This is a genomic window from Iodidimonas nitroreducens (assembly GCA_000710935.1).
GTDB classification, from domain to species: Bacteria; Pseudomonadota; Alphaproteobacteria; order Sphingomonadales; family Rhodothalassiaceae; genus Iodidimonas; species Iodidimonas nitroreducens.
This window is the reverse complement of record BAYV01000021.1, coordinates 23,114-47,121: the sequence shown is the minus strand read 5'-3', so window position 1 is coordinate 47,121 and position 24,008 is coordinate 23,114. Positions and strand designations below refer to the sequence as shown.

The 24,008-nt window shown below is 56.9% G+C and carries 17 protein-coding genes; 8 read left to right on the top strand and 9 right to left on the bottom strand.

The features are described from left to right. Positions 1-12 precede the first annotated feature (12 nt). From AQ1_RS09310 to AQ1_RS09290, 5 genes are all read right to left on the bottom strand, one after another. On the bottom strand, positions 13-417 hold the full coding sequence (locus tag AQ1_RS09310) for a DUF2335 domain-containing protein (RefSeq protein WP_052371164.1): 405 nt from the start codon (positions 415-417) through the stop codon (positions 13-15). Further along, complete coding sequence (locus AQ1_RS15315) at positions 414-695, bottom strand: hypothetical protein (protein ID WP_161760532.1); 282 nt, start codon at positions 693-695, stop codon at positions 414-416. Before AQ1_RS15315 ends, AQ1_RS09310 begins: the two co-directional genes overlap by 4 nt. Before the next feature lie 93 nt (positions 696-788). Then, positions 789-2,078: an amidohydrolase family protein gene (locus AQ1_RS09300; RefSeq protein ID WP_052371163.1), complete on the bottom strand. Its 1,290-nt coding sequence runs from the start codon at positions 2,076-2,078 to the stop codon at positions 789-791. Continuing rightward, positions 2,075-3,547, bottom strand: coding sequence for an amidohydrolase (locus AQ1_RS09295; RefSeq protein ID WP_052371162.1), 1,473 nt, complete (start codon positions 3,545-3,547; stop codon positions 2,075-2,077). The genes AQ1_RS09300 and AQ1_RS09295 overlap by 4 nt, the downstream gene beginning before the upstream one ends. Before the next feature lie 34 nt (positions 3,548-3,581). Further along, positions 3,582-5,180 (bottom strand): peptide MFS transporter, encoded by a 1,599-nt coding sequence (locus tag AQ1_RS09290; RefSeq protein WP_042086568.1) that lies wholly within the window; start codon positions 5,178-5,180, stop codon positions 3,582-3,584. Positions 5,181-5,681: 501 nt separating this feature from the next. Here AQ1_RS09290 and AQ1_RS09285 point away from each other — a divergent pair. Both AQ1_RS09285 and AQ1_RS09280 read left to right on the top strand, forming a co-directional pair. Then, positions 5,682-7,052 (top strand): TldD/PmbA family protein, encoded by a 1,371-nt coding sequence (locus AQ1_RS09285; RefSeq protein ID WP_042086567.1) that lies wholly within the window; start codon positions 5,682-5,684, stop codon positions 7,050-7,052. After that, positions 7,049-7,879 (top strand): 3'(2'),5'-bisphosphate nucleotidase CysQ, encoded by an 831-nt coding sequence (locus AQ1_RS09280; RefSeq protein WP_042086546.1) that lies wholly within the window; start codon positions 7,049-7,051, stop codon positions 7,877-7,879. The genes AQ1_RS09285 and AQ1_RS09280 overlap by 4 nt, the downstream gene beginning before the upstream one ends. A 13-nt stretch (positions 7,880-7,892) precedes the next feature. Here AQ1_RS09280 and AQ1_RS09275 read toward each other — a convergent pair whose 3' ends face one another. The 3 genes from AQ1_RS09275 to AQ1_RS09265 form a co-directional block, all read right to left on the bottom strand. Continuing rightward, positions 7,893-8,576, bottom strand: a complete 684-nt coding sequence (locus tag AQ1_RS09275) for a TorF family putative porin (protein WP_042086544.1) — start codon at positions 8,574-8,576, stop codon at positions 7,893-7,895. Next, positions 8,573-9,424, bottom strand: a complete 852-nt coding sequence (locus AQ1_RS09270) for a M23 family metallopeptidase (protein WP_313980283.1) — start codon at positions 9,422-9,424, stop codon at positions 8,573-8,575. The genes AQ1_RS09275 and AQ1_RS09270 overlap by 4 nt, the downstream gene beginning before the upstream one ends. Positions 9,425-9,551: 127 nt before the next feature. Continuing rightward, positions 9,552-10,778, bottom strand: a complete 1,227-nt coding sequence (locus AQ1_RS09265) for a polyhydroxyalkanoate depolymerase (protein WP_042086542.1) — start codon at positions 10,776-10,778, stop codon at positions 9,552-9,554. A gap of 324 nt (positions 10,779-11,102) precedes the next feature. Between AQ1_RS09265 and AQ1_RS14570 the strand changes: the two genes are divergently transcribed. Then, positions 11,103-12,707 (top strand): PAS domain-containing hybrid sensor histidine kinase/response regulator, encoded by a 1,605-nt coding sequence (locus AQ1_RS14570; RefSeq protein WP_052371161.1) that lies wholly within the window; start codon positions 11,103-11,105, stop codon positions 12,705-12,707. Here AQ1_RS14570 and AQ1_RS14565 read toward each other — a convergent pair. Next, positions 12,704-13,174 carry a PAS domain-containing protein gene (locus AQ1_RS14565; protein ID WP_052371160.1) on the bottom strand — a complete coding sequence of 157 codons (471 nt, stop codon included), beginning with the start codon at positions 13,172-13,174 and terminating at the stop codon, positions 12,704-12,706. The two genes, AQ1_RS14570 and AQ1_RS14565, sit on opposite strands and share 4 nt — an antisense overlap. Positions 13,175-13,417: 243 nt before the next feature. On the opposite strand from AQ1_RS14565, the gene mnmC2 reads away from it, so the two are divergent. The 5 genes from mnmC2 to AQ1_RS09230 all read left to right on the top strand — a co-directional run bounded on the left by mnmC2 (position 13,418) and on the right by AQ1_RS09230 (position 23,995). Then, complete coding sequence (gene mnmC2, locus AQ1_RS09250; protein WP_161760530.1) at positions 13,418-15,346, top strand: tRNA (5-methylaminomethyl-2-thiouridine)(34)-methyltransferase MnmC2; 1,929 nt, start codon at positions 13,418-13,420, stop codon at positions 15,344-15,346. Beyond that, a complete protein-coding gene (locus AQ1_RS09245) occupies positions 15,343-17,208 on the top strand; it encodes an autotransporter assembly complex protein TamA (protein ID WP_052371159.1) in 1,866 nt (621 codons plus the stop codon). The genes mnmC2 and AQ1_RS09245 overlap by 4 nt, the downstream gene beginning before the upstream one ends. Beyond that, on the top strand, positions 17,205-21,782 hold the full coding sequence (locus AQ1_RS09240) for a translocation/assembly module TamB domain-containing protein (RefSeq protein ID WP_042086539.1): 4,578 nt from the start codon (positions 17,205-17,207) through the stop codon (positions 21,780-21,782). The genes AQ1_RS09245 and AQ1_RS09240 overlap by 4 nt, the downstream gene beginning before the upstream one ends. Positions 21,783-21,976: 194 nt before the next feature. After that, positions 21,977-22,882, top strand: coding sequence for a 30S ribosomal protein S6--L-glutamate ligase (rimK, locus tag AQ1_RS09235; RefSeq protein ID WP_042086538.1), 906 nt, complete (start codon positions 21,977-21,979; stop codon positions 22,880-22,882). Positions 22,883-22,921: 39 nt separating this feature from the next. Continuing rightward, complete coding sequence (locus tag AQ1_RS09230; protein ID WP_042086535.1) at positions 22,922-23,995, top strand: succinylglutamate desuccinylase/aspartoacylase family protein; 1,074 nt, start codon at positions 22,922-22,924, stop codon at positions 23,993-23,995. Positions 23,996-24,008: the final 13 nt, after the last annotated feature.

Below are 24,008 nucleotides of genomic sequence, written 5' to 3'. Positions count from 1 at the left end.
AGCCGTTCTGCTTCAAACCTCGAAGGCGTGCTTCATGGATCCTGACCCTAGCCCTATTTCAATCATCCCGAACCAGCCTGCGGCAAAAGCCATAGCAAAAATAAAAAGAGCAACGAACGCCCCCAGATATTGTCCGCGCTTTTCGGCTGCCAGTTCACCCTTCAGGCCAAGGCGCTCCATATCGCGGCGATGATCGGATTCCTTGCCCCAATTCGCGATGATTTCTGCCGCAGCGCCCGGCACCAGATCATTATAGGCTTCCAAAATATCTGGCGGGGGGATTGGGCCCTTATAGCGTCGTGCAAGCATGACATAGCCGCCATCGGCGCTTTCGTCATTGTCTGCATTCACCTCCGAAGGAACGGATTTCACGCCTTTTTCTTCGGAATTGTCACCTGAAGATTGCTGATCACTCACAAACGATATTTCTTCCGAACATGCCGCAGGCTGCGTTGGCCATCCTTGCCAATCCGATCGAAATCATCAGCCAAGGCATCAGCTTCATCAGCAGTGGCTCGGCGTGGGCGCGGTTCATAAAAACTGGTAAATGCCGCCAGCCCGGAACGCAAGCCGGAATAAAAGGCTCGCGATTTACCGCGTGCGGCCCAATCACCATGGTCAGATTTGAATGCGATCTTATTCATAGCTATCAAAATAATACGATCCTGATAGTCCGTCCAGCGAAAATGGCGCATCTAAAAGCCGAAGCTTTCCTGAGGCCAAAAAACAGAGGGCGAAAAAAGAAGCCAAAAACACAGTCTTTGGCTCCTTTAAAATTCGCTTAAGCCTCAATCGCGATAGGCAAAGGGCTGATCGCCGCCCAAATTCATATAGCGATCCCGCAGGCGCGTTTGCCGGGAGACCAATTCGATTTCATCGCCATCGATGAAAACCGCATCGGGGCTCGACATCACTTCCAAAGGATCGCCATCCCAGATAACCACATCGGCGCGCTTGCCCGGTTCCAGCGATCCAAGCTCCTTTTCCACCCCATAAAGCCGCGCCGGATTGATGGTAATGGAGGCCAGCGCATAAGCCCAATCCATGCCATTCGCCACCGCATTCCCGGCATATTGCAAAACAAGCCGGGCATTATGGGAATCCGCCCCCGTATCGCCGATGGCCACCAGCACGCCCGCTTGCGACAGCCGGGCGGCATTTTTCTGGGTCGCGGCCAGATGCGAGAAATCCGACGGCAGATTATCGAAGGGCTGCATGATCACCGGGATTTTTGCCGCCGCCAGTTCATCGGCCAGCATCCAGCCTTCAGCCGCGCCAACAATCGCCAGATCAAGCTTCGGCATTTCCTTTTTCAGGCGGATCACCTGCAAAAGATCACTGGCCCGGCTGGCATGGATCAAAAGCTTTTGATCGCCGCGCACCACCGGGGCCAGGGCTTCAGCATCAAGGGCGCTGACCACCCCCGCCCATTCAGACGGATTGGGGGCCTTGGCATAGCGATTGGCATCTTTCAGGGCATTGACCAGCCAGATCACTGCCCCCGCGCGGGAATTTCCGGCTTCATCGCCCCCATCGGCCCCCAGATAGGCGGTCATGAAAGCACGGGGCCGGGTCACCAGATCCATGCCTTCACCCAGATGGATGAGCGCGCCCTGGCCTGCCAGCACATGATCCCCGCCCGAAGCCGTAACAGCGGCGCGGGTGATCCCCTCGATCCGGGTGACGGGAACAAGGCTGGAAGCAGGATTGATGGCATAGCTCACATCAAAAGCCGCATGAAAGGGCACATCGCCGCGCACACTGCCATCGCGGGTATCTTCAACCGCGCCCACCTCGACCAGACCGATCTGGGTGAAGGCGGCAAAAATGCCCGGGGTCACCGGGCGGCCCTCGGCCTTGATCACCCGATAGCCATCGGGCACGGCCAAAGCACTATCGCCCACCGCCTCGATTACCCCATCCTTCATTAAAAGGGTGCCATCCTCGATCAGGCCCGCCGGGCCCATGCTGTGGATGGTGCCACCGGTAATGGCAATGGATTGGGCATCGGCCTGCCCGGCAAAAAGCGACAGACCGGCCATCAGGGATGTTGCCAAAGATGTTGCCAAAGCTTTCATTTCGCATCTCCCGCACCGGGTTGACCCAATTCAAAATCCATCACCGGCTGCACGGTGCGATCATTCAAATCCCAGACCAAAGCCCCATCCACATAAACCTTTTCCGCTTTCGCATAGCTGGAGAAGGGATCATCCGTCCATAAAACCACATCGGCATTCTTGCCGGGTTCAAGGCTGCCGGTCTGATTATCGATCCCTAAGGATCGCGCCGGATTAAGGCTCAGCCATGTCCAGGCGATTTCCTTGCTGATCTTCAGCCCTGCCTTATTGGCATCGGCCATGGCTTTGGCGGCTTCCTGATTAAGCCTTTGGATACCCACTTCGGAATCGGAATGAACGATGGCGCAGGCCCCGGCCTGATGCACGAAGGGGATATTTTCGCGGATGCCATCATAGGCTTCCATCTTAAAGCCCCACCAATCCGCCCACATGGCCGCACAGGTGCCATTTTCAGCCAGCAGATCGGCCACTTTATAAGCTTCGACCGCATGATGGAAGGTGCCCACCTGATAGCCGAATTCCTTCGACATATCGATCACCTGAGCCATTTCATCAGCGCGATAGCAATGCATATGAACGATGATATCGCCGTCCAGAACGCCTTTCAGGGTGTCCATCTCAAGATCGCGTGTGGGTGCTTTGGCCTTGTCTCCGCGCGCGACCTTGGCCTCATACTCATCCCATTTCACCTTATAATCGGTGGCTTTGATCCAGCTTTCGCGATAGCCCGCAAAATTGCCCATCCGGGTTGCAGGCGAACGCCCCTTGCTACCATAAACCCGCTTGGGATTTTCCCCGCAGGCCATTTTCAAACCATAAAGCGCATCGGGAAATTTCATTCCCTGAACCGTGCGCGCCGGTACGTTTTTCAAGGTCACCCCCCGCCCGCCAAACAAATTGGCCGAACCGGGCAAGGCCTGCAAAGCGGTAATCCCACCGGCCAAGGCCCGCACGAAACCGGGATCCTGCGGCCAGACCGAATGTTCGGCCCACACATTGGCGGTGACCGGGGCGGTGGCTTCATTGCCATCGGAATGGGCCCGCACCCCGGGGGATGGATAAACCCCCAAATGGCTGTGCACATCGATAATCCCCGGTGTGACCCATTTGCCTGCGGCATCGATGATCACCGCATCCGCCGGGGCCTTGATATCCTTGCCAATGGCACTGATTTTGCCGTCTTGTAGCAGCACCGATCCATCATTGATGCGATTGCCCGCACCATCCAGCACCACGGCATTGCGAATGAGCGTGGGTCGGCTTGCCAGCGGGCGATAGGTCGAGGGATAGGGATCAGCGGCAGAGCGCGCCGCATCTGATCCCTTGCCTGACGATGCTTCCGTCGTTGCGGTTGAGCCAGACACGCCCCCATTACCAAGGGCGGTCGCGCAACCCGATAGGGTGAGCGTCAAGGCTGTCGCGATTGCCAGTCCCGCCCTTTTATCTTTCAGCGTTATATCTTTTAGCATGTTGCCTCCTCAAAAGACGATTGAAGCCCCGATTTTATGATCTTGTTTCCCGCTCTGGATGGATACCCACGGTCTGCGCCTCGCCCACCTCTTCATAGCCCGCCAGTTCCTGATCGTCTTTCAGGGTATCGAGATGCATCAGCCGTTTCACCAGCGGCGCAATCATCATGACCAGAACCCCCACACCCAAAGCCACAAAGCCGATGGTGGTGTAGATTTCCAAAACATATCCCTTGGCCATATCCGTTCCCCCGGCATGGCCACCACTACCCGTGGCGCTGGCGATCAACCCGGCAACGAAATTGCCCCCGGCGGTGGCAAAAAACCACGCCCCCATGATCAGGCTGGCCATATGCTTGGGCGCCAGCCGGTTCATGGCCGAAAGCCCCACCGGCGATAAGCACAGCTCACCCGTGGTGTGCAGCAGATAAATCAGAAAAATAAACACGACCGGGGTCGCCGCATTGACGCCCACCAGATGGGCCCCCACAACCAGCACCAGAAACCCCAGCCCCAATTGCACGATCCCAAGGCCGAATTTGGCCGGGGTGGACGGTTCCAGCCCGCGCTTGGCCAAAAATACCCATAGCCCCGCAAAAACCGGCCCCAGCAACACGATATAAATCGGGTTCAGCGATTGAAACACCGATGCCGGAACGCCCATGCGATCCACATAACGATCCGTGAACAGATTGAGCGACGACCCCGCCTGCTCGAACAGACCCCAGAAAAGCGGCTGCAAGGCGATCAGAAAGACCACAGCGAAAATCCGGTCGCGCTCATGGGGGCTGAGCTTGGTCATCGCCTCATAAATCACATAGCCCAGCAAAATGATGCCAGAGCCCAAAAGCAGGCTGCCCACCGCCCCTTGCATCTGAACCAGCATCCAGATGCCGCCAACCGAAAGCAAAGACAGCAGATAAAGCGTCCATTCCAGATTGAGCAAACCGGCGATCTTGCGCTTCAGCCGCGCCGGATCGGGGGATTCACCCCGGCCCAGCAGCAAAGACGTTTTCCACACAAAAACCAGAAGACCGAGCAGCATCCCGATGCCCGCAGCGCCAAAGCCATATTTCCAGCCATAGGTTTGGCCCAGATATCCGGCAACGATGGTGCCGATGGCCGCCCCCACATTGATCCCCATATAAAAGATCGTATAGGCCCCATCGCGGCGCGCATCGGTGAGGGAATAAAGTTGACCGACGATCACCGAAATATTGGCTTTCAAAAAGCCCGAACCAACGATGATGAAAGAAAGCGCCAGCCAGAAAATATTGAGGGCGGGATCATCCTGCCCGCCCGTACCTTCAAAAGCCATCAGGCCATGGCCGCAGGTGAGCATGATGGCGCCAAATAAAACCGCTTTGCGCTGGCCCAGATATTTATCCGCCAGATAGCCGCCCAGCACCGGCGTGATATAAACCAGCGAGGTATAGGTGCCATAAATCAAAGAGGCCGAGCCATCGGAAAAAAGCCAATGCTGGGTCAGGTAGAAAATCAGCAGCGCCCGCATCCCATAATAGGAAAAGCGCTCCCACATCTCTGCCATGAACAGAACATATAACCCTTTTGGATGCCCGAATAATTCGCCCCTGCCTCCCGAGGCTGCGGAACCGATGCTGTTGTCAGCCATATATCCCTCTCCAGATTCCCACGATGCGGCCTTGTTCGTCGGCCATGTTTTTTTCTTTCCAAGTCCGATCATAGGTACAATCGAACCTGATCTTAAAAAGAACCACAGAAAACCGGCTTTGCACAGCCCCCGAGTGGCGACCTGGCTGACATTTTTATTTTTACGCGAATATTACATGATATTTCACAACGAAGTGATAGCGTATCATCATAGTTTGGGATGACAAATTATGACTTTTTGACTATAGTGTTTGGTGCAAGGTCGGGTTTTTACTCGCGCCTTGTGATCATGAAGCGCACGACGTTCCCCCTGTTCCGACCCACTTGCCTTGGGCTTCATGATCTTCTGTCAGGCCTCCGCAGCACCCTCTGCGGGGGCCTTTCTTTTGATGCGCGCCTTTGGGATGATCGCGATCCCATCTCCGGGGCCAGTCATGTCTTGTCTTGTGATGGCCATGGGCTCATATATCTAGGCATGTTCACGCACAATCAGCGAGGCCCTATGCCCCTATCCGACACCAGACCAGCCCAAAGCGACAGCGCCGCCGATATCCTTGCCGATCTGATCGAGCGCGCGAAAAAAGCCGGAGCCGACAGCGCCGATGCCCTGGCCATAGCGGATCGCAGCATCGGGATCAGCTATCGCCTGGGCATTCTGGAAGATGCCGAGCGATCCGAAAGCACGGCTTTTGGTCTGCGGGTGATGATCGGCCAGCGCAGCGCCACGGTCTCCACCTCTGATCCCAATCCCGATGGCCGCGCGGCTTTGGTGGAGCGCGCCATCGCCATGGCCCGGGTGGCCCCCGAAGACCCATGGATCGGCTTGGCGGACCCGGCTTTGCTGGCCCGGGTCAGAACGGCCGAGGGTCTTGAGCTTCACGATCACAATGAGATCGACGAAGCGGCGCTCACCGCTTTGGCGCAAGAAGCCGAAGACGCCGCCCGCGCGGTGCCCGGCGTTACCAATAGCGGGGGCGCGGGGGCCGGGGCATCCAGCATGCGGGTTGATCTTGCCACCAGCAGCGGTTTTCTGGGTGGCTATGATGGCACCAGCTTTTCCGTTTCGGCCTCGGTTCTGGCGGGCGAAGGCACCGCCATGGAACGCGATTATGATTTCAGCACGGCCCGGCATTTTGCCGATCTGGCCACGGCGGAAAGCGTGGGGCGCGAAGCGGGCAACCGCACAGTGCGCCGGCTGGGGGCGCGCCGCCTGCCCACCGGCAGCCTGCCGGTCATTTTCGATCCCCGGGTTTCAAACAGTCTGCTCGGCCATTTTGCCCAAGCGGTGAATGGCGCAGCCATTGCCCGGGGCACCAGCTTTTTGCTCAAAAAAATGCACGAGTCGGTGTTTGCGCCGGGAATCCGCATCCTCGATGATCCCCGGCGGGTACGGGGCCTTGGCTCCCGGCCCTTTGATGGCGAAGGATTGGAAACCAGACCGCTCACCCTGATCGAGGATGGCATCCTGCAAAGCTGGGTGCTTGATTGCGCCACCGCCCGCAAACTTGATCTTGCCTCCACCGCCAGCGCCACGCGGGGGATTTCATCGGCCCCCGGCCCCTCCACAAGCAATTTATATATGGAGCCGGGGACATCCACGCCCGCCGATCTCATCGGCTCCGTGAGCCGGGGTTTTTATGTGACCGAACTGATCGGCATGGGGGTGAACCCGGTGACCGGCGATTATAGCCGGGGGGCGGCTGGCTTTTTGATCGAAGACGGCCAGATCAGCCATGCGGTCAGCGAAATGACCATTGCCGGCAATCTGAAGGAGATGTTTGCCACGCTCACCCCGGCCAATGATCTGGTCTTTCGCTTTTCCACCAATGCCCCAACCCTTTTGATCGACAGGATGACTGTCGCCGGAACATGAACCAGCCCGCCCCTCTCAGCCACACACTCGATGAATTGGAGCAGATCGTCAGAGACGCCGGAGCCCTGGCCCTTGGCTATTTCGGAACTCCGGTCAGAGCTTGGGAGAAAAATCCCAATGATCCGGTGAGCGAAGCCGATCTCGCGGTCAATGATCTGCTCCATGAACGCCTGCAGATAGATCATGAAACCGGCTGGCTATCGGAAGAAAGCAGGGATGATCCCGAACGCCTCTCGAAAGCCGCGACATGGGTCGTTGATCCCATCGATGGCACCCGCGCGTTTTTGCGGGGTGATCCATCCTTTGCAGTTTCAGTGGCTTTGGTCCAAAATGGCCGACCGGTTCTGGGGGCCGTTTATCGCCCTGCTTCTGATGAAATGTATCTCGCCCAAACAGGCTGCGGGGCCAGCCTGAATGGCAAAAGCCTGAAGGTGAGCAAGCGCAAAAGCCTTGAGGGCTGCAAGATATTTGCCGAAAAAGAGCTGATGCACGATGCTCGGCACTGGCCCCTTCAATGGCCGCAGATGCGCTATCTCTCCTTGCCCGCTTTGGCTTTACGGCTGTCATCCATTGGCGCAGGGCGGGCCGAAGCCATGATCAGCCTGCGCCCCAAATGCGATTGGGATCTGGCGGCGGCGGATCTGATTTTGCACGAAGCCGGGGGCATTTGCCTCGATGAAACAGGGGCGCCCCTCAATTATAATCAGCCCAGCGCCCGGCAATCTGCGATCATTGCCACCACCCCCCATTTGCTGGATGCCATCCGCCAACGCATCGATCCGGCCTTAGCCGGGATCAAGGCTGCGGGCCTTACCAAAGGCCATTGATGAGCCGCATATTCTAAAAGAAAACGCGCAAGGCCGCCACCAACCGGGCATCGCCGCGCGGATCATTGCGATCGCTGTCTTCATAATTCAGGCTGAATTCAAAAGCCTGATAGCCCGCCGCCAAGCCCATCCCCCAATCGGTTTTATTGGCCGCCCCATCAAATAGCTCATACCCCACATGCGCCACTGCCGTAAGCCAGGACAAACGGGGGATCGGCACTTCGGTTTCCAGATAGCTGTATAAAACATCCTGATTGCGTAAGCTCCAGCGGCCATCAGGGGCATAGGAAACGCCCGCCGCCGCCACAAAAAGCCCCAGATCGCGGGAAAGGCGCGCGCGTATCTCAGGGGTGACAAAGCCATCGCCGCCCACAAATCCATCCGCCAGCACCGAAAGATCAAGCTGATAAGCATCAAGCGGCAGGCTCAGCCCGACGATCCCACTGATGCGCGCATCATTGCCCATGAAATCATCAATGCTGGCCACCGTAAGCCCGCTATAAAGATGCCTGCCAAGATCGGCAAAAATCCCGAAGCTGGCCGATGGATCTTCATCGGATAAGGAAAGCCCGCGATCCACCAGATCGCTCATCACCGCCGCATCCATGGACATTTTCACATCCTGCGCTTTGGCCATGGGGGCCAAAAGACCAATCAGCCCAAAACAGGCGAGCAGCTTCAGCCCCGCACCCCTCATGGGGCCGCGCCCTCTTGTTGGGGCATCTGAAGCACCAATTGGGGATCAATGCGGGTATCCAGCCAATTGATCCGCCAATCCACATGCGGCCCGCTGGCCCGCCCGGTGGCTCCTAAAGTAGCGACCGGCTCGCCCTGTTCCACATGATCGCCCACCGCCACATCAACAGATTTGAGATGCATCAGGGTTGAACTGACCCCAAAACCGTGATCGATGATCAAAATACCGCCTTCCAGCAAAAAATCGGGCGCGGCCAGTCGCACGATCCCGGCTGCCGGGGCCACCACCGCAGTGCCCGGTGCCGCCGCCACATCCAAACCATAATGGGGCGAGCGCGGCTCGCCGTTCAGGATTCTTTGCGACCCATAAACACCTGAAATCCTTCCCTTGGCGGGCAGAATGAAGCCGTCACTCCAAGCCATCAGATCGCTCATTTCCGCCCGGGCCGTGCGCACCTGCCCGGTTTCATGGCGGCGACGCTCATAATATTCCGGGGGCGGGGTTACAGTATCAGGCGGCAGGCCATCCACCCGTTCCACCTTGAAATCGCGATCTTCCAGTGTCAGATCATGCTGCGCCACCCGGCCATCCGGGCTTTTTATCCGCAAGATGTGCGAAAGCGGGGCATCGCGCCCAAAGCCGATGACAAAGCGCCCATCAGCCGCCACCCTTACAAGCTGATCATTGAGGAAAACCGCCGATCCGGGGGTGGTTTTGCCGATCACCATGCCCCCTTGCGCCAAATGACCATTCAGCAGATCAGGCAAGGACGCAAACGGATCAGAAGCCTTGGCATAGGGGGCGGCCACCATCAGAATGGCGCCCAAAATCATCAGAAAAGCCCGCACTCATCGCCTCCCTTATGCGCATCAGAAATCAGATCACAGCACGAGAATGCGGCGAGATGAAGCCAAGATCAAGGGATGGTCGAATGCAGCAAATAGTCAGGCCCTTACCGTCCGGGTGGGCCGGACCCTAATTCCCATCATGCTGGCGAATGAAGGCCTTGACTTCAGGCGCGATGACCTCGCGCCAACGGCGGCCATTGAAAATGCCATAATGGCCAACTTTGGGGGCCATGAAATAGCGCTTTTTGGCCGGATCGAGATTACTGGCCAGATCGAGCGCCGATCTGGTTTGGCCGATGCCGGAAATATCATCGCGCTCGCCCTCCACACACAGGATGGCGGTGCGGGTGATCGCCTTGGGATCGACCCGGTGCTCATGATGCATCATCTCGCCTTTCGGCAGGGCATGGGTCTGGAAAACGGTTTCGATGGTTTGCAGATAAAATTCTGCTGTCATATCCATGACCGAGCGATATTCCTCATAGAAAAACCGGGTCGCATCCGCGCTTTCGCCATCGCCTTCCACCAGATGATTGAAGAATTCATGATGCTTCATCATATGATCGCCCAAATTCATGCTCATGAACCCGGCCAATTGCAAAAATCCGGGATAAACCTTGCGCCACATGCCCGCATTGGGTGGCGGCACATGGGTGATGACATTGCGTTCAAACCAGCTCAAAGGCCGGGTGGTTGCCAATTCATTCACCGCAGTGGGATTGGCACGGGTATCAATCGGCCCCCCCATCAAGGTGATCGAAGCCGGGGCAGCACGGTTTTTTTCAGCCTCCATCCGGGCCACGGCGGCATAAACCGGCACCGCAGGCTGACACACCGCAATCACATGGCATTTGGGGCCGATATCTTCGAGCCAGCCGATCACATAATCGATGTAATCACACAGATCAAAACGCCCCTCGAACAAAGGGATATCGCGGGCATCGCGCCAATCGGTGATATACACATCATGATCGGGCAAAAGTGCCTCGACCGTGCCGCGCAAAAGGGTTGCAAAATGCCCTGACATGGGTGCCACCAGCAAAACCTTTGGATCATTTGGCCGCCTGATATCCCGCACGAAACGCTTAATTTGCCCAAAGCCCTTGCGATACATGATCTCTTCGGTCACCCGCACATCGCGGCCATCGATATGGGTCCAATCCAGATCGAAACGCGGCTTTCCATAGCGCCTTGTGCTGTGTTCAAACAGATCAAGAGCCGCCGATGTCATCCGGCCCATGGGGGTAAAGCTCATGGGATTTAATGGGTTACGAAAAAGGATTTGCCCTTGATCCGCCAGATAACGCGCGGGAGCCACGGCCGTGTGCTGAAGTTCGTATAATGAATAAAGCATTCCGCAAACCAATCTGTAAAAGCGTTAATCGACCCTCAATCTTAGGGGCAGAATCTATTGCAGTGCAATAATAGGGCAAGCTTAGCTGTAAGGACAGACTCATTTTTTCATCATGTTTCATCGCAGGCCACAAAATTCTAGCAGCGCTTCCTTGCGCAAAGCTTAATCGGCCTTGGGGGGGCAGGCGGCTAAACCTGAGATAGTTACCCGTTATTTTTATTCTTGTATCAAGAGTTGATACGGATCATAAAAAATACTGTATATTTATGGCATTTAAGCCGCAATCCGCCTGACCGATCAGTGCCGAGATGAACAAGAAAGCGCATGATGGACGAACAGGACCAGCGCATTGACGATAAAAATGCACGCGATGTCATTAGCTTAGCCAGCAAGGACACAGAGCGTTCAGCGCCTAGAATCGATGTGCTGCCGGCATCATCCGTCTCGCAGATGATGGAAATGGCCACCCAGGGCTTTGTGGTGCATCGTGGGGCTGTGCCCCTATATATCAATCAGGCGATGAAAGATATGCTGGGGGTGCGCGAGGATCTGCCCTTGCTGCAAAAGCCGATTTTGGAATGGATTCACCGCCATGATCGGGAACGGGTTGCCGATAATGTGAAGCGCCGGATGCGGGGCGAAGCGGTTGATGAATATGATCGTTTTCGCCTGTCCCGGCCTGATGCCGCAGAATTTTGGGTGAATTGCCGGGCGACTTTGGTGGATTGGCCCGATGGACCGGCGATTTTGGCCTCTTTGACCGACATCACCCAATTAAAACGAACAGAGCGCGCCCAGGAACGATCCGATGAGCTGTTCAAGCGGGTGTTTCATGCAACGCCCGATATGATGTCGCTCTCTTTCATGCGCACAGGTGTTTTTGTGGATGTGAATGATAATCTGGCCAATGCCATCGGCCTCAGCCGACGGGCCATCATGGGGCAAAGCATCTTTGATCTGGAAATCTGGGAAGATCCCACGATCCCGATCAAAATCGCCTCCATCCTCAAAAGCGATGGCTGCATCCGGCATATGGAAGCCAATGTGAGACGCCGGGATGGCTCGACCTTTCCCGTGAAATTTTCCGCAGAACTGATGATTGTCGATGGAGAAAAGCTGGTTTTACTGATTGGCCGCGATATCACCGATGAAAAAAAATATGAAACGGAATTGCGCAAAAGCCGGGATGCCGCCGAACTGGCCAATCGCACGAAATCCGAATTTCTTGCCAATATGAGCCATGAATTGCGCACCCCCCTCAATGCCATTCTGGGCTTTTCGGAAATCATCAAGGATGAAGTGCTGGGGCCATTAGGGGATCGCCGCTATAGTGAATATGCTGCCGATGTGCATCGATCGGGCACCCACCTCCTTGAGATCATCAATGATATCCTCGATCTGTCGAAGGTCGAGGCGGGACGGCTGGAGATATACCCATCCAAGGTGGATATCCCCAATGTTGTGAGCCAATGCCTGCGGCTGGTGCAGGAACGGGCGGATCAGGCGGATGTCAGCATCCACATCCTGATTACACCGGATAATTTCTCGATGACTTTGGATCGCCGCCTGTTCAAACAGATCCTGCTCAATCTGCTGTCCAACGCCATCAAATTCACCAGTAAGGGTGGATCGATCCATCTTGAAATCAAAGCCAAAAGCGATGGCGGCTGCCATGTCAGCATCACCGATACCGGGATCGGCATGAGCAAAGAGGATATCGCCCAGGCCCTTACCCCCTTTGGGCAGGTTGATGGGGCGATGACCCGCCGCCATCAGGGCACCGGCCTTGGCCTCCCCCTTGTGGCCGCCTTCGTGGCGGCCCATCAGGGCAGGCTCAGGATCGAAAGTGCACCGGGCAAGGGCACCATCGTCAGGGTTGACCTGCCCGATGCCGATGGCCCGGAAACCATGGATAGGATCGAAAATTAGGTGAATTCCAGCAAGAACAGGATCATCGTCACATCCACCCCGTTTGATGACAAGGGTAAGGCCAGCACATCATAGCTGCGATATTTGCGCGGCGACCATTTAAGAGGAATATTCCGCCGATAGATGGGGGCCTTGCACCGGATCAGGACATTACAGCGTTCGATCACCCCGCGCCCGCCCTTCACTTCATCGATATAATGCCCGGTCAGATCAAGCCCCGACATCGCGGCCAGCCTTGTGCCAAACAGGCGCACACGAAAGCGCCCGCTTCCTGCCTCGATATCCATCAGGCACAGATCGGGCAGCAGACCAACCATTTCAGAGGGATTGAAATCCTTGCGTTCGGGCATCAATCTACCCGCCCGGCGGCTTTCCCATAAGGATAATAAGGTGCGGACAGAACCCTCGGGAAGATCATCCGCTTTGACATCGCTGATCGCATCAGACCCACTAAAATCCAGCAGCATCAGCACCTCCCAAGGCACCGTCTAAATAAACGATGATAAGTGTCCCTTATTCAGCGGGAAATTGCAAATCACGGCCAATGAGAACAAATATTCTAACGCCATCAAAGGACGATGAAAATGCGCGTCGCCCGCCAGCTTCGATCTTATGATCACCCCCTTTTTCAACCCTCAGATGCGGCGAGAATCCCTGTCAATCTGCGGGCTAGAGGTTTATGGCTAAGGCTAGATGTGGAAAGCTTGAAGATGACCAGAAACGATCAAAATATCCCGCCCCACCCTTTGCACCCACCCTTGAAATGGGAGGGGGATGCGCCGCTCTCGATCCATTATGAAGATAAATATTATGATACGACTCACGGCCCGGCGGAATCCCAAGCCGTGTTTATCGCCCCTTGCCGGCTCGATGAATTATGGCATCAGGGCGATTTTATCAGCATCGGCGAAACCGGCTTTGGAACCGGGCTCAATTTCCTCAAAACCTGGCAGGAATGGGCAAAAGCCCGGGCCAGCGCCCGCCTGCATTTCGTCTCGGTGGAAGCTTTTCCTCTTAAAAAAGCCGATCTCACCCGCGCCCTCAGCCCCTTCACCGATCTGAAGCCTTTGGCGGATCTTTTGCTCGTCCAATGGCCGCCAGCCACAGGGGGCTTTCATCGCCTGATCTTTGATAATGGCCGGGTGCATCTCAGCTTATGTTTGGGGGATGCGGCTTTGATGCTATCGCGCCTTGAAGCGCGGATCGATGCCTGGTTTCTGGATGGCTTTGCCCCGGCCCGAAATCCCGCCATGTGGAGCCCCGAACTTTATCAGCAGATCGCCCGCCTGAGCCACCCCGATACCCGCCTTGCCACCTTTACGTCCGCCGGCCATGTGAAGCGGGGCCTTGAGGCCGTTGGGTTCAGCATGGAAAAGCAACCCGGCTTCAATGGCAAGCGCGAACGGCTTCAAGGGCGCTTTGAAAAGGCTGAAAGCGGCCCGGACCAATCATCCCCATGGTATCGCCTGCCGCCGCCATCAAAAGGCCCTGTGGCGGTGATCGGCAATGGCATTGCCGCCCATATGATGCTGGCGGCCTGCCACGATCATGGGCTGGCCACAATCCAGATCGCTGCACCGCCCGCAGCCCATGCCCCGCCTTTGCCCGTGGCCCTGCTGGCCCCTCGGCTCGATCTGGGATCATCGGCATGGGCGCGATTGTCTCTTGCCTCCATGCTTTTTGCCTGGCGCTCTTATGATCGCCTCGGTGTTTGGGAGCATCCGCGCGGTGTGCTTCAATTGCCAAATGGCAAAAAAGGCGGCAAACCGGCCCGGGATGTGACCCGGATATTGAACTGGCCCGATGAATATCTGAGATTGATGAGCGCCGATGAGGCCAGCACGATCAGCGGCTTTCCATGCGATCAAGATGCCCTTTACTGGCCAAAGGCAGGCTGCATCAATCCTGCTGTTCTCTATGATCGGGGGGCAAAAGCGGATCGGCTGATCTCAGCCCATGCAGATCATCTGCGGCCTTTATCGGGGCCATCAGGAACAGGCCAAGCGGGCTGGCAGATTTGTGATCAGGGTGGCAAAGCCCTGTGCGAAGCGGCCACAGTGGTCATCGCCGCCGGACCGGGTTCAGCGGCGCTTTTGCCCCCATCCTTGGCCGCCGCGCTGCCCATCAGCAGGCAAAACGGCCAGATCAGCCTTTTGCCCCCCCATCCTTTGCCCAAAAAGAGCCTTTATCATGAAGGATATCTCAGCCGCAGCGTAAAAACTGCCGCAGGCGAGCGGCGGCTGTGCGGTCATCCCTCGGCCTTTTCCGATGACGCCAGAAAAGCCCTCGGCCTTGATGCGGGGGCTGAGGCGCCGTGTGAAATCTGGACCGGTCAACGGGTGATCACACCCGATCATGCCCCGCTTGCCGGGCCGCTTTTTGATGGGGAATGGTTCAAAGATGCCTATGCGGGGGCACGAATTGATAAAAACCGCCGGGATCTGCCCTTGTGCGCGTATCATCAGGGGCTTTATCTGTTCACGGGGCTGGGGGCGCGAGGCTTTCAAACCGCGCCTTTGGCAGCATTTGGGATCGCCGCACAAATTGCGGGTGCGCCATCCCCCCTCGAAATCGACCAAAGACAGCATTATCATCCGGCGCGTTTCTTGATTCGCTCCATCATCCGCGGAGATGCGTGATCCCCTTCCTGATCTGCAAGCAGTTGATCGCATCGATCTTTGGCCAATCCCTTCTGCGGGCACAGCTGATGGCTTTGGCCGCCCTCATGGCCATTTTGGCTTTTGCCGGGCCGCTTTGGGCACAAGAAGCTCTGAAGGAAAGCCCGGCTATCAGCTATCAATTATCAATTGAGGGTGTAGAGACTGGCCTCAAAAATCAGCTGACCGGGCTGTCCGTTCTGAACCGGGAGAAGGGCGCGCCACCGCGATCCTATGGGGCCCTGCGCACCCGCATCGAGCGGGATATGAAAAGCTTTCAAAAGGCGCTTCGATCCTGGGGCTATTATAATGCCACTCTCGCCGATCAGATCGATAGCAGCCAATCGCCCGTAAAAATCGCCATCATCATCTTTCCCGGCCCCCTTTATAAAATATCCGATATCAGCCTCAATTTCATTGGGGCCACCCCCGATGAAAGCCTGAAACAAAAGCTTTTTGCCGAAATGAGCTTAAAGCCGGGCGATCCGGCCCGGGCGGCGGCCATCGTCAATGGGGAAGATCATATCGCCAAGGCCCTGCCGATGAACGGCCATCCCCTTGCCCAAAAAGCCACAAGGCGGGTGGTCATCGATCATGCCAGCACCAGCGCAGCCATTACCTATCGCTTTGAATCGGGGCCAGAAGTTCATTACGGTTCCGTTCTTTATGAGGGTTTGACAAGCGTTGATGAAGAATATCTGGATCGTTTGGTGCCCTGGAAGCCGGGCGAACCCTATGATCAGGCCAGCATCAATCGCTTTCGACAAGCGCTGGTCTCAAGCCGCCTTTTTGGCAGTGTTCGGATCAATTTCAAGGACCCTGCGAAGGATTTACGCCAACAAGAAGGGCCGATCAGCCCGCCTTTGGAAATCAATCTGGTGGAAACCAACCACCGCACCCTTGCCATTGGTGCCGGCTTTACCACCACCGAAGGCTTTGGCGGTGATCTATCATGGGAACATCGCAATCTTTTTGGGTCTCAGGAACGCCTGACACTGAACGCCCGGATCGCCGAAATTGAACAATCCCTGATCGCCGATTTCCAAAAGCCGCATTTTCTGCGCCATGATCAATATCTAACGGCCCGATTGGGGGCCATTCGCGAAGATACCGATGCTTTTGACAGCCTTGAACTCAATGCCCGCCTCGGGCTGGATCGGGCCATTGGCCGCTATTGGCGATTGGGTGTGGGGACCGAGATCGGCTTTACCGATGTGGAAGAAATCGACAGCCGTCGCACCTTTCTTCTCACCTCCCTCCCCCTCACGGCAAGCTTTGATCAAAGAGATTCGATCCTGGATGCAACCCAAGGCGTTCATGCCCGTCTGGCCATCGCCCCCCATCTGGCCGAACAGGATGGCCTGTTCAGTTTTTATAAAATGGAGTTCGATGTCAGCAGCTATCTCGCCCTTGATCAGCAAAAAAACTATATTCTGGCCGGGCGGTTGGCTTTGGGATCGATTGTCGGGGCAGAAACAGACCGCCTGCCCGCCAATCGCCGCTTTTTCGCGGGCGGTGGGGGATCAGTGCGCGGCTTCGGCTTTCAAGATGTTGGCCCCCTCAATGTCGAAGGAGACCCCTTGGGCGGACGATCGAAATTTGAAGCCTCGGTGGAAGCGCGGGTGAAGATCAGCAAAAACATCGGCATCGTGCCCTTTGTGGATGTGGGAGAGGTCACCACCAGCACCACGCCGCAATTTGAAGATTTGCGCTGGGGGGCGGGGATCGGCTTTCGCTATCATACCTCTTTTGCGCCGGTGCGGATCGATCTTGCCACCCCGATCAATCGCCGCCCCGGCGATAACCGGATTCAACTTTACATCAGCCTGGGGCAAAGCTTTTGACCACCCGCAATGCGCCCGCAAAACCTCGCCATAAGCGCCCCTTGCGCGCCCTGTTCATGGGATGCGGAGCGCTCATCCTGCTGCTGTTGCTGACGACCATCGGTGGTCTTTTCTGGCTCAATAGCGATGGGGGCAAAAGCTGGATTCTGGCGCGCATCAATGATGCAGTGGGCACGAAATATGTGGAATTAGGCAGGCTTTCAGGCGATCTTTTCTCACAATTTGAAATGGATCGCCTGCAGCTCCGCGATGATCGCGGGGTTTATCTGGTGCTGGATGGGCTGACCATTGCATGGCAGCCTCTGGATATACTGAGCAAAAATCTCTCGATCCCATCCCTTGAAATTGCCCATGCCCGGTTGGATCGGCTGCCGGTTTTCGGCCCCGAAAAACCCGAAGATCAAGCCTTCAGCCTGCAGGATCTGCGCTTGCCCGATCTGGCCATGCCCCGGCTTCCCGACCTGCCGCTCGGCATCGAAATCGGCCGGATCACGATCAAAAATATAACCCTTGATCCCAGTATCGCTCAACACACGAGCGATAGCGGTGTCATTATGTCGGCCCGGCTCGATCACATCCGCCTGGCCGATCAAAAGGCCATGGCCAGTTTGGCGATCGAACAAAACGCCCCCGGCCCGGTCCCGGAAACTGATTGGGAACCGGATCGCCTCAGCCTTGATCTGGATTATGAGCAAAGCCCGCAAAAGCTTGATCTGCGCCTTGATCTGCATGGCCCCCAAAATGGCCTGATCACCGCCCTTTTGGCCATGCCCCCCAATGAAGCCCTGAATATCCATCTGGAAGGGGCGGGCCGATTGAACGCATGGCAGGGTACGCTTTCGGCCAGAATAGGGGCGACGGAAAACCTCGCAGCCCGTATCACCGGCCATGAAACAGCCTTTGTGATCAAGGGCCATGCCAATCCTGCGGGGCTGATCGATCCCCCTTATGCTGCGCTTTTGGGGGCATCTGTGGCTTTTGTGATGACCGCCGGGCAGGATCAGGCCGATTACATTCCCCTTGAGCTTTTGCTTGATCTGGCCGCAGGCACCGTGGCTTTGGAAACGGCTTTGGCCAAAAACGGCCCGATGCTCTCAGCCCTCGCCTATCGCCTCGATGCGCCCCAAAGTGCCGCCCTTTTGCCCGATGGATGGCCACTGGCTTTTTCCGGCATGGCCATTAATGGCCAGGTGCAGCCAACAACACAGGGCCTTGTGCTCGATGGGGGTTTCAACCTCGATGCGCCCGCGTCGAATGAGGGCACAAGCCCTGATGCGCCGACCCGTGATCCTCAGATTTTGGCCCAAAAGCTTGATGGCCGCTATCATCTGGGGATCGAAGGCTCTGAACTGAGCCTGAAGCTCAGCGGTCAAATCCATGATCTGATCATCACAAATCTGGCACAAACCCAGGATCAGCCGCTGTTGGTGGATTTCAATCTCGATGCTGTGGCCAATGAAAAAAGCCGCCAGATCACCCTTGGCACCGCATCGCTCAGCACTTCATCGCTCAGCACTGGAGGCGCGCGGCTCTCGGCTTCAGGCACCGCAAGCACCGATCTTGCGACCCTTGATCTTGAAGGATTGGCCGAAATCGCCGATCTGGCCAGCCTCCCCCTTCCTTTGCCTTTCCAAGGCGGGTTGGAAAGCCGCTTAAAGGTCAAACGCCCCAATGCCGATGCCCCCATCGGCCTCACCCTCGATGGTCGGGGGCTTGATCTCGCATCCACAGATGCCACCCTTACCGCGCTTTTAGGGGCGGACCCAAGCATCGCGGCGCAGATCGATCTGGAGCCGGATCAGCAGATCACCATCAAAAACGCCCGGCTCGATGCGGCGGGGATCAGGCTCGATATCAAGGGCGCAGCCGATCTGGCCGATGAACGGCTTGATCTGGATTATCAGATCCGCCTGCCCGATCTTGCGCGCTTTGGCTGGCTTGATGTCCCGGACATGCCCGGCACCGCAGAGATGGAAGGCTGGCTTTTATTGGATGGAACGCTGGGCGGGCCGTTTTCTGCGCCCCAATTGGCCCTGCACAGCCACCTCGATCAGCTTGATCTGGGGGGGCTGGTTATGCACGATCTGGAATTGGATGGGCTGGCCAGCCTGTCTGATCCTGATGCGGCAAATGAAACCGGGCCAATGGGCGAGATCAGGCTCAGCGCCGAAAGCAGCCTTGGCCCCTTGCGCATCGAAGCCCGGGGGCACAGGAAAGCCGATGGCGCGATCAGCCTGCCGCTGGCCTTTGTCGCATTGGGGGCGGCAAAAATCGAAGGCAGCCTGATCTATGGCACGGATGCTTTGCTGCGGGGCGAATTCAACGGCCAATCGGGGGATTTATCGGATTTACCCGAAAGCCAGCGCTATGGTCTTGAAGGCGATCTGAGCCTTAAGGCCGCGCTTTTCGCCCATAATGAAAAGCAGGCCCTTAGTGTTGAGGCAGCTGGGCAATCATTGGTTCTGCCCATCCAATCAAAGCGGCTCAGCTTGCAGCGCCTTGATCTCAAAGCCGAGGCGTTTCTCACCGATGGCCTGCCGCGCATCGATGGCACGCTTTTATTAAGCGATTTTTTATTGGGCTTCACCCAATTGAACCGCCTTCAGATCAGCGCCACGGGCGACCGCAGCCGCTTGCAGCTCGATGGCAAGGCCGATGGCCATTGGCGCGGCCCTCTCGATCTGGGGGGATCGCTTATCTGGTCGCAAGATGCGCAAAGTCAAAAGGCCAGCCTTACCCTTGCCGGTTTGCTGTTTGGGGAAAAGCTGAACACTGAAAAGCCGCTATCGATGCAAATGACAAAAGATCATCTGACCCTTGATCCCTTTCGCATCGAATTTTCCGAAGGGGCGATCAGCGGCGCCCTAACAAAAGGCGGGGATGAGGTCGATCTCAGGCTCGATCTGACGGATATGCCCTTGTCGATCCTGAATGTGATGTCCCCACAGATCCTGCCCACCGGCACCCTTGATGGCCAATTGTCGCTTTTGCAGGAAAAGGATCAAAGCCGGGGCACGATGCGCCTTTTCGTGCATGATCTCGCCCCGGCGATCGGCGGCTTCACCCAGGTACCGCCCCTTCAGATCAGCATCAAAGCCGATCTCAAGGATGATCTTTTAATGATGATGGCCGAAGGCTCCGCCCGCGATACCGCCGATACCACCCCTCCTGATACCCCACCCTCCCTCAAGGCCCGCGCCCGTCTGACCCTGCCCTTGCGCCTTAATCTCGTCCAACCAGCCTTTGATCTGCCCGATGATGCCCCCCTTGAAGGCGAGATGATCTGGCAAGGGGCGCTGGCCCCGCTGTTCATGATCCTTGATCTGCCGCAACAGGAAGCTTCGGGCGATCTGGATGCCACCATCAAAATTGCGGGGACCATCGAAAGCCCCGAACCCAAAGGCATGATCAGCCTGAAAAATGGCCGTTATGAGCATTTGCCCAGCGGTTTTCTCGCCACCGATCTTGCTTTGGATGCGCGCCTCGATGGTTTGAAGCTGACCATTGAAAGCCTTGCGGCCCAGGATGGCAATGGCGGCCGGATCAGCGGCGCGGGCTCAGCCGGATTATCGCCTGAAGGCGAGCTGCTGGCCGATCTCGACCTTTCCCTTGATGGGGTCACAGTGGTGCGCCGGGTGGAAGCACGGGCGATCACCTCAGCGCAGTTGAAATTTGAAAAAAGCCCCGCGATCCATCGCCTTTCAGGCCGCATCGAGCCCACACGCGCCGATATCGATATTGCCAAATCCCTGCCCGATGATGTGACCAGCATCGAGGTGACAGAAATCGACAGCCGGGTGGCTCGGATGGATGGGGGCGATGATGATACTGGCGATCAGGGTCTCGCACCCCCTGATGAGCGGCCCCTTGCCCTTGATCTGAAGATCGCAGCGCCCCGGCGCATTTTCATCCGGGGGCGGGGGCTTGATTCCGAATGGGCCCTTGATCTGGATATTGATGGCAGCGCCGACACACCCTTGATCACCGGCAGCGCCCGCCTTGTGAAGGGCGCGTTCGATTTTGCCGGTCGGCGGCTGATTTTAGACAATGGCCAGATTTTATTGACAGGCAATGCCAATCCCGATCCCCTGCTGGATATCACCGCGCGGGATCAGATCGATGGCCTCGCCATTGTTTTGCAGCTTTCCGGGCCTTTATCCGCGCCCGTGATCAGCCTGCAATCCACCCCCTCCCTGCCCGAAGATGAAATTCTTGCCCGCCTGCTTTTTGGCGAGCAGGTCTCAGATCTCACCCCATTGGAAGCCATGCAACTGGCCTCGGCACTCGCCAGTCTTTCGGGCGGGGGCGGGCTCGATGTCATCGGGGCGGCGCGGTCCACCCTTGGTCTGGATCGTCTCAATATCGATATGGGGGGCGAAGATACGGCGGGCACCCGGCTCACCGGGGGCAAATATCTCACCGATGATATTTATCTGGAAATCAGCACCGAAACCGGCACCGGCATCACCACCGGAACCATCGAATGGGCGCTGACCCGGAATCTGGGGGTTCGCAGTGAAATGAGCAGCAGCAAAGACAATTCAGTCTCCCTGCGCTGGTCATGGTCTTATTGAGAAGATGGCCATTGGCTTTTTTCCGCATTGCCATGAAGGTTTGTTTCTGACAAAGGGCGCTTTAGTGCATTCTTTTTGCTATCATCGGCTCGATCAGCGATCAATCACTGCGTGAATGGCCCAAAGGCCAAAGGCCCTAAGCCCCTTGTCGTCTTCGTCTGCATCTTGTTCTTAATCCCTTTGTGGAGTTTCTTATGCGTATCGCGCTTCTCGCCCGGAATCCCGATCTTTATTCCCATAAGCGCCTGATGGAGGCGGCTGTTTTACGCGGCCATGAGATCGATTGGGTGGATACCATGAAGGTCTATCTGAAGATGGGCGAAGTGCGCCCGGAAATGCGCTATAAAGGGGCCGAAATGCCCCATTATGATGTGGTGATCCCGCGCATCGGGGCATCGATCACCTTTTTCGGCACCGCCGTTTTACGGCAGTTCGAGGTGATGGGGGTTTATCCCCTCAATGAATCCGTGGCGATTTCCCGTTCCCGCGACAAATTGCGGTCGATGCAGCTTTTATCAAGGCGCGGTGTGAAATTACCGGTCACCGGCGTTGCCAATGGCACAAGGCAAACCGAAGATCTGATCGATATGATGGGCGGCCCGCCTCTGGTCATCAAGCTGGTTGAAGGCACTCAGGGTGTGGGGGTGGTTCTGGGCGATACCATGCCCGCCGTTAAAAGCATGATCAATGCCTTTGCGGGCCTTGAAGCCCATATATTGGTACAGGAATTCATCGCCGAAGCGGGGAATGAGGATATCCGCTGCCTTGTTGTGGGGGAAAAGGTGGTGGCGGCCATGCGCCGCAAAGGCCCGGAAGGCGATTTTCGCTCCAATCTGCATCGCGGCGGCTCGGCCCATAAGGTGAAGATCACCCCTGCCGAGCGGGCCACAGCAGTGAAGGCGGCGAAGGTCATGGGGCTCAATGTATGCGGGGTGGATATGCTGCGATCCCATCGCGGCCCTTTGGTGATGGAGGTCAATTCCTCGCCGGGGCTGGAAGGGATCGAGACCGCCACCGGCCTTGATATCGCTGGCAAGATCATCGAATTTCTGGAAAAGAATGCCCGCCCCCACCGAACCCGCACCAAAGGCCATGGCTGAACGGCCACAACAACAGAATAAAAGGCATGAAAAAAAGGCATGACAGGATCAAAAATCGATAAGGCCAGTATCAGGCGCCCGCCTTTTTTCATCGCAGGCCATGAAGTGGACCCCGGTGAGCGCATCCATATCAATGTGCCTTTGCCCAGCCAATCAAGCTATATGCCGATTTCCATGCCGGTGCATGTGCTGCATTCCCGGCATCCTGGCCCCACCCTGTTTTTATCGGCGGCGGTGCATGGGGATGAAATCAATGGCATCGAAATCATCCGGCAGGTGATGGCCCATGCTGCCCTTGGCCGCCTGCGGGGCACGCTGATCGCGGTGCCCATCGTCAATGTCTATGGCTTTACCACGCACACGCGCTATCTGCCCGACCGGCGCGATCTCAATCGCTCTTTCCCCGGCTCGCAGCATGGCTCTCTGGCGGCCCGGCTTGCCCATGTTTTTGCCAGCGAAATCGTTGATCGCTCCACCCATGGCATCGATTTGCATACCGGAGCCAATCACCGCACCAATCATCCCCATATCCGCGCCAATCTCGATGATCCCGATACCGAACAACTTGCCCGCGCCTTTGGCACGCCGGTGATCATCAATGCCAATATGCGCGATGGATCGCTGCGCCAATATGCGGCAGACAAACAAATCAAAACCCTGCTTTATGAGGCGGGCGAGGCCCTGCGTTTCGAGCCTTTGCCGGTGCGCGCAGGCGTGCGCGGCGTGCTGAATGTGATGCGCTTTCTGGGGATGATCCGGGGCAAGCCGGTGCTTGATCATCAGGTGATCAAAGCCAGTGACTCGCAATGGGTGCGTTCATCATCCAATGGGCTTTTGCGGGTCGAGGTCCGGCAGGGCGCGCGGATCACCAAGGGCGAAACGCTGGGCTGGGTCTCCGATGCCGTGGGGCAAAATCATACCCGCATTTTATCCCCGGTGACCGGGATCGTCATCGGCCGCACCAATCTGCCGGTGGTAAATGAGGGGGATGCGCTCTTTCACATCGCCCGTTTCAATGATTCGATGAAGGTGGAAAGCGCCATTGAAAGCTTTCATTCCACCCATATCGAAGGTTTGGGTCAGGGCGATTATCCCGATATCGTCGAGATCTGAATCTGCAACTGGA

Coding starts and splice junctions, on each gene's coding strand:
- AQ1_RS15315 (WP_161760532.1), bottom strand. CDS start 695: ATGCGCCATTTTCGCTGGACGGACTATCAGGATCGTATTATTTTGATA.
- AQ1_RS09300 (WP_052371163.1), bottom strand. CDS start 2,078: ATGAAAGCTTTGGCAACATCTTTGGCAACATCCCTGATGGCCGGTCTG.
- AQ1_RS09295 (WP_052371162.1), bottom strand. CDS start 3,547: ATGCTAAAAGATATAACGCTGAAAGATAAAAGGGCGGGACTGGCAATC.
- AQ1_RS09290 (WP_042086568.1), bottom strand. CDS start 5,180: ATGGCTGACAACAGCATCGGTTCCGCAGCCTCGGGAGGCAGGGGCGAA.
- AQ1_RS09285 (WP_042086567.1), top strand. CDS start 5,682: ATGCCCCTATCCGACACCAGACCAGCCCAAAGCGACAGCGCCGCCGAT.
- AQ1_RS09280 (WP_042086546.1), top strand. CDS start 7,049: ATGAACCAGCCCGCCCCTCTCAGCCACACACTCGATGAATTGGAGCAG.
- AQ1_RS09275 (WP_042086544.1), bottom strand. CDS start 8,576: ATGAGGGGTGCGGGGCTGAAGCTGCTCGCCTGTTTTGGGCTGATTGGT.
- AQ1_RS09265 (WP_042086542.1), bottom strand. CDS start 10,778: ATGCTTTATTCATTATACGAACTTCAGCACACGGCCGTGGCTCCCGCG.
- AQ1_RS14570 (WP_052371161.1), top strand. CDS start 11,103: ATGATGGACGAACAGGACCAGCGCATTGACGATAAAAATGCACGCGAT.
- AQ1_RS14565 (WP_052371160.1), bottom strand. CDS start 13,174: ATGCTGCTGGATTTTAGTGGGTCTGATGCGATCAGCGATGTCAAAGCG.
- mnmC2 (WP_161760530.1), top strand. CDS start 13,418: ATGACCAGAAACGATCAAAATATCCCGCCCCACCCTTTGCACCCACCC.
- rimK (WP_042086538.1), top strand. CDS start 21,977: ATGCGTATCGCGCTTCTCGCCCGGAATCCCGATCTTTATTCCCATAAG.
- AQ1_RS09230 (WP_042086535.1), top strand. CDS start 22,922: ATGACAGGATCAAAAATCGATAAGGCCAGTATCAGGCGCCCGCCTTTT.